Origin of the sequence: Methylobacterium sp. Leaf118 (genome assembly GCF_920984675.1) — a bacterium.
Taxonomy (GTDB): domain Bacteria; phylum Pseudomonadota; class Alphaproteobacteria; order Rhizobiales; family Beijerinckiaceae; genus Methylobacterium.
In genome coordinates this window covers 8,608-14,497 of record NZ_CAKLBV010000091.1, presented here as the reverse complement: position 1 = coordinate 14,497, position 5,890 = coordinate 8,608, and the positions used below count along the sequence as shown (strand labels likewise).

Sequence of the window (5,890 nt, the reverse complement as noted above, 5' to 3'; positions counted from 1 at the left end):
TGTCGGCGGGCGCCGGCCCGGCGAGGCGGATGCGCACGCTGTCGCCCGAGGTCCAGCGCCGGACCGCCGCGCGGTAGGCGGCGAGCGCCGTGCGGACCGCCTCCCGGCCCTGGACCACGCGGGCCTTCAGCCCGGCCTCCTCGGCGAGCAGGGCGTCGCGCTTGGGCTCCAGCACCTGAACCAATTCGGTCAGGTAGGCCGAGCGCTCACGCGCCAATTCCTTCAGCTCCGCCTCGACCGCGCCGGCATCGGCCTTGGCCACCGTCTCCTGCTCGGTCGCGAGGCTGCGGCGGCGGCCCTCGATGGCGTCGGCCTCGGCCCGGAGCGCCGCCACGTCGATCGCGCTCTCGGCGAGTCGGCTGCGCAGGAGCGCGGCGGTGCGGGCGGCCTCGCGCATCACGCTCGCCTCGGCCCGCAGGCTGCGCGCTTCGGCCTCCGCCTCCTCCAGGCGGCGGCGGGTGTCCGGCGTCGGCCCGCGCCGGCCGCGGGTCATCATCAGGGGCACCGGCCGCACCACCGAATAGGCCATGCCGGAGGTCGAGCGTCCGCTCGGGGCCACCGCCCGGCCCATCCGGGCGAGCGCGGCATCGTCGGGGGCGAGGTCGTAGCCGCCGAGCCGGGCGGCGAGGAAGGCCTCGGCATGGGGGCTGTCGGTCTCGATCAGACCCATCGGCCCGTCATCGATCCGCCGCGCGGTGCGCCGGGCCGTGTCGGTGGTCTTCACGAGCAGGCAGCGGAAGAACTGGTTCTTGCGCGCGTCGAGCAGCGCGAAGGCGCGGTCCAGGCGATCGGGCTCGACCACGAGCGCCTCGCGGGCGCGGCCGAGCAGACCTTCGAGCGCCGGGCCCCATTTCGGATCGACGATCTCGGCGAGTTCGCAGACCGGCACCGCCGCGATGCCGAGCCGGCTCAACTCGTCGCGGAACGCCTCCGTGTCGGCGGAGAGGCGGGCAGCGCTGGCGCGGCCGGCCTCGACCTGCGGGGCGAGGGTCTTCACCTCGTTCTCGCGCTCGCGGGCCCGGTAGCCGATGTCTTCCGCCGCGCTCTCCAGGGAGAGGGCGATGTCGGGCATCCGGGCGAGGTTTTCGAGAAGCCCCGCCAGCGGACCGCCGGGCCGAAGGGTCTCCTCCGGCGGGGCCTCCCGGCGCAGCCCCGAGCGGGCGCAGGCCTCCGCGATCCGGGCGGCGTCGGGATCGATCCGACGCAAGGCGGCGCTCACGCTCGCCAGACGCCCGGCCTCCTGGACGAGGCCGACGGCGGCCGCGAGCCGGACCGTCAGGTCGCGCCGATCGCGAGCCAGCATGGCGAGGCCGGCATTCGCGGCGGCGAGCCTCGCCTCGGCCGCACTCCCCGAGACCAGCGCCTTGCGGGCGGCGATCTCGGCGTCGATCTCGCGCACGAAGCCCTGGCTCGTCGCCACGCTCTCCCGGGCGATGCGCAGGCGCTCGGCCACGTCCTGCAGCGTCTCGCGGGCGCCCGCGAGGTCGAGGACGCGGCGGCGCAGATCGGCGCCCGCGGCGCGCAGCTCGTCGAGGGCGGCGGCGAGGCTCGCGCGCGCCCAGGCCTCGTAGCGCCCGCACAAGCGGTCGAGGCCGGCGAGGCGCTTCTCCAGCTCCTCGATGGTCTCGAGCAACCGCCGCCAGGTCTCGATCGACTGCCGGATGCGGGCGACGTCGAGGGGCTCGGCCTCCAGCACGAAGGCGCGCACGAAGCCGCTGGTGTCGAAGATCGGCTTGAAGGCCACGGCGTTCGAGAAGGTGCGCAGGAACTGGCGCGGGTCCGGCACGGCGGCGCCCTCGCGGAGCATCGCCAGCACCGCCCCGGTGAAGCGCTCGCCGGAGGTGCGGAACTCCTCGACGCTGTCCGAGCGGCGGCGCAGATCGGCGGCGATCTCGGCCCAGGGGGCGACGAAGCTGCCCTGGGGGGTCTCGCGCACGTAGTCGGCGATCTCGAAGCGATGGCCCACCGCGATGAAGCGGGAGAGCGTCTCCTCCTTGGGCTCCTCGGCCCGGGCCGCGAGCGCCAGCCCGACGGTGACGACCCGCCCGCTCGCCGGGTGCTCGAAGACGAGGGCGATGACCGTCTCGCAGGCCTCCCGGGTCGGGCGGCCGCCCTCGGCGGGGTCGCTGATCCAGCCGAGGCAATAGTCGCGCACGGTGCGGGCGGAGCGGCCCGAGGCCGAGGCGTTGAGGGCGAGCCGGCTGGCGTTGTTGCCCGCCAGCACGGTCCCGACCGCGTCGAAGATCGTCGACTTGCCGGCCCCCGTCGGCCCGACGAGCGCCGCCGCCCCCCGGATGCGGATCTGCTCCCGCCGGATGAGGTACCAGTTCGAGATCGCGATGTCGGTCAGGCGGTACAACGAACCGGCCGCTGTTCCTGGATGGTCGGGGACGGGAATGGGCGGAATGGACCCTGCGCCCCGGACAGGCAAGGGCGGGGCCGCCAGGCGACGGTCCGACGCCCGGGTTACCCCGTCCTGTCTTTCAGGCCGGCTCCGTTTTCCCAGGACCGTCCCGATTTTCCCGGATCGTCCCGGGCGATCGCCCGGGCCGCGTCGGTCCGGGACCGCCCGGGGGACACCGGACGGCGCGGCGCGCATGGAGGGCGGACGAGGGACGGGAGCCCCGGCGGCCTCAGGGTGCCGGGGGGCGGCCCGCCGCGGTGTTCATCACGGCGTCGACCGCCCGCTCGATCTTGGTCCGGGCGCCGTAATGGATCATGTGGCCGAGCCCCGGCAGGATCTTGAGACTGCTCTCGGGCAGGGTCCCGTGCAGGCGCGTCGACTGGGACGCGGCGTCGACCATCGCGTCCGCGTCGCCGCTGAGGATCGCGACGGGGAGCGTCAGCCGGGGATAGTGGCGCTGGAGCAGGCCGGCGGCGGTGTTCATGGTCGCGGCGTCCTCGGTCGCGGCCCGCAGCTGCGTCGCGCCCGCCGCGATCTCGATGGGGAAGCGGCTGACGAAGCGGGCCGGGACCGGCTGGGGCCGGAACACCCGCCGGAACGATTGCTCGGCCATCGCCCGGTTGACCGCGTTGGGCACCAGGGCGCGGGCCGCATCGCCGACGCCCGGCAGGGCGAGGGGCTTGGCGAGCGACACGTCGGCGCGGGCCTCCGGGAAATAGTAGCCCGACAGCAGCACGAGGCCGCGCAGGGCGTGGCGCGGCTCCGCCGCCATGGCGAGGGCCACGAGCGTCCCCCAGGAATGGGCGACGATCAGGGGCCGCTCGGCCTTCAGCCCGTCGAGCACCCGGTGCATCAGCGCGGCCTGGGCGGAGGCGGTCCAGACGCGGTGGCGCGGCCGCTGGGTCCGGCCGAAGCCGGGCCGGTCGATGGCGATGACGCGGTAGCGGGCGGCGAGCCGGTCGATCAGGCCGCAGATGGCGAAATCCTCCGCCATGGTGCCGTTGCCGTGGATCAGCACCACCGGCCGGCCGCGCCCGCGCACGATGACGTGGACGCGCAGGCCGTCGACGGTGACGAAGCGGCCGGCCTGCGCCCGCTGGGTCGCCTTGGGCGCCGGCGCCGCGGCGCGGACGAGGGCCTGGGTGGCGCTCTCGGCCTGCCGCATCGCGCCCTGGGCCGCCTTGGTCGCGGCCTTGACGGTCTTGGTCGCCGCCTTGACGGACTTGCGGACCTGCGCCGCCTGTCGCCGCCCGGCCTTGGCGGCGGAACGCTTGGTCACGAAGGGGAACACCGGCACCTCGATTGCGGTGACAGGAGGGGCGGGCCGGCGGCCACGGCCCGCACCATCGGGCAGGACGGACCGCGGCACCAGCCGCCCTGCCGCATACCCGCCCCCGCGCCCGGCTGGCAGACGGGGGGCTTGCCCCCGTCCCGGTCCCGTCACGCCGCGCGGGCGGTCAGCGTTCCGCGATGCCGGGCGAGCCAGGCGGCCGCCGCCGTCAGGTCCGCCTGCGACAGGCCGTGGCTCGCCGGTTGCACCGTGTGGGTCACGGCGGCGCCCGCCGCCGCCAGGCCGGCCGCGAGCCGGGCCGCGTTGTCGGCGGGCACGATCGGGTCGAGGGCGCCCGACAGGAGCAGCACCGGCCGGCCGGCGAGATCGGCCGGCGGCGGGTCGGCCAGCGGCACCATCGCCCGCAGCAGCACCGCACCGGCCAGCGTCTCCGGATGCAGGAGGAGCGTCGCGGCGGCGATGTTGGCGCCGTTGGAGAAGCCCACCGCGACCGGCGCGGCAAGGCCGTAGGCCGCCCGCGCCGCCGCCACGAAACCCGCGAGCTCGCCCGACCGGCGGCGGAGATCCGCCTCGTCGAACACGCCCTCGGCGAGGCGCCGGAAGAAGCGCGGCATCCCGTTCTCCAGCACCGGCCCGCGGGGCGAGAGCAGCGCCGCTCCCGGCGCGAGGGCGCGGCCGAGCCCGATCAGGTCGGTCTCGTCGCCCCCGGTGCCGTGCAGCAGCAGGAGCGGCGGGGCGGACGCGTCGGTGCCGGGCTCGAAGCGGTGGTGGAAGCCGGCGAGGGTCTGCGTGGTCATGAGGGCCTCCTTGAACGAGAGAGGGGCGCGTGCAGGGTGCGGCGATTCAGAGGCCGTCATCCCCTCGTCCCACCTGCGGGACGAGGGGAGCCGGCGACCGGGCGGGCGCGTCAGGCGACCTTCGGCAGCACCGCCTCGATCCGTCCGCGATGCGGCTCGAGGAAGGGCGGCAGCTTGAGCGCGGTCCCGAGTTCAGCGACGGGCTCGTCGATCGCGAAGCCCGGCGCGTCGGTGGCGATCTCGAACAGCACGCCCCCGGGCTCACGGAAGTAGATCGATCGGAAATACTGCCGATCGCGCTGCTCCGTGACGTCGAGGCCGTGCCCGGTCCGCAAGGCCTCCGCCATCGCGGCCTGCGCCGCGTCGTCGGCGGCCCGGAAGGCGACGTGGTGGACCGAGCCCGCCCCCTGCCGGCCGGGCAGGAAGTCGCCCACCGCCCGCAGGGTCACGAGCCCGCCGAGGGCGGCGCTGCCCTTGAACCGGGTCTGTGCGCCCTCGGTGCCGACGCTCTCGAAGCCGAGCACGCCCGCGAGGATCGCGGCGGTCGGCCCGGCCTCCCGCAGGAGCAGGGTGACGCCGTGGAAGCCGCGGATCGCCTGCTCGGGGGCGATGTCCGAGGCCGCCCAGGCGGGCTCTCCCTCCGCCCCGTCGACGCCGACGAGGGCGAGCGGCATGCCGTCGGGATCGCGCAGGCGCAGCACCGTCTCGCCGAAGGCGGCCGTCGGCGCCTCGTGGGGCACGCCCATCGCGACGAGGCGGTGGGTCCAGGCGCCGATCGAGGCCCGCGGCACCCGGAACGCCGTCTCCGACACCTGGCCGATACCGACCCGCCCGGGCGCCGCATGGACGATCGGGAAGAAGGTCAGGATCGTTCCGGGCGCGCCCGCCGCATCCCCGAAATAGAGGTGATAGGTGCCGGGATCGTCGAAATTGACGGTCTTCTTCACGAGGCGCAGGCCGAGCACGCGGGTGTAGAAATCGACCGTGCGGGCGACCGGGCCGGAAAAGGCCGTGACGTGGTGGATGCCGTGCTGGGTCATGGGTCGGATCTCCTCGTGGACCTCGGGGCGATCGGCGATGCGATCGGTGTGAGGCCAATCTGGCCCTTGCCGGCTCGCGAGAAAACGGAAACGATGGAAATGCATCGTTTCCGGATCTGCCATGTCACGTCTTCCCGATTTCGAGGCCTGGGCGGTCTTCGCGACGGTCGCCGAGACCCTCTCCTTCTCCCGCACGGCGGACGAACTCGGCCTGTCGAAGGCGACCGTCTCCAAGGCGGTGGCGCGGCTGGAGGCGCGGCTCGGCGCGCGGCTGTTCCACCGCACCTCGCGCCGCCTCGCCTTGACCGAGGCGGGCCGGGCCGCCCGGGACGACGCGGCGGGCCTGCTCGCGGCGGGC

General features: G+C 75.1%; 5 protein-coding genes. 1 reads left to right on the top strand and 4 read right to left on the bottom strand.

Features of this window, described 5'->3' with window-relative positions; translation table 11 throughout:
• From LW587_RS22540 to LW587_RS22525, 4 genes are all read right to left on the bottom strand, one after another.
• On the bottom strand, positions 1–2,359 hold a 2,359-nt coding region (locus LW587_RS22540), incomplete at its 3' end, for an ATP-binding protein (RefSeq protein ID WP_232631823.1).
• Between the two features lie 274 nt (positions 2,360–2,633).
• On the bottom strand, positions 2,634–3,695 hold the full coding sequence (locus LW587_RS22535) for an alpha/beta fold hydrolase (RefSeq protein WP_442919188.1): 1,062 nt from the start codon (positions 3,693–3,695) through the stop codon (positions 2,634–2,636).
• A gap of 149 nt (positions 3,696–3,844) precedes the next feature.
• Positions 3,845–4,492: an alpha/beta hydrolase gene (locus LW587_RS22530; protein ID WP_232631821.1), complete on the bottom strand. Its 648-nt coding sequence runs from the start codon at positions 4,490–4,492 to the stop codon at positions 3,845–3,847.
• Positions 4,493–4,602: 110 nt separating this feature from the next.
• Positions 4,603–5,532 (bottom strand): VOC family protein, encoded by a 930-nt coding sequence (locus LW587_RS22525; protein ID WP_232631820.1) that lies wholly within the window; start codon positions 5,530–5,532, stop codon positions 4,603–4,605.
• 121 nt (positions 5,533–5,653) lie between these two features.
• On the opposite strand from LW587_RS22525, the gene LW587_RS24265 reads away from it, so the two are divergent.
• Positions 5,654–5,890 (top strand): helix-turn-helix domain-containing protein (locus LW587_RS24265; protein ID WP_442919187.1); only part of this gene is annotated, 237 nt, incomplete at its 3' end.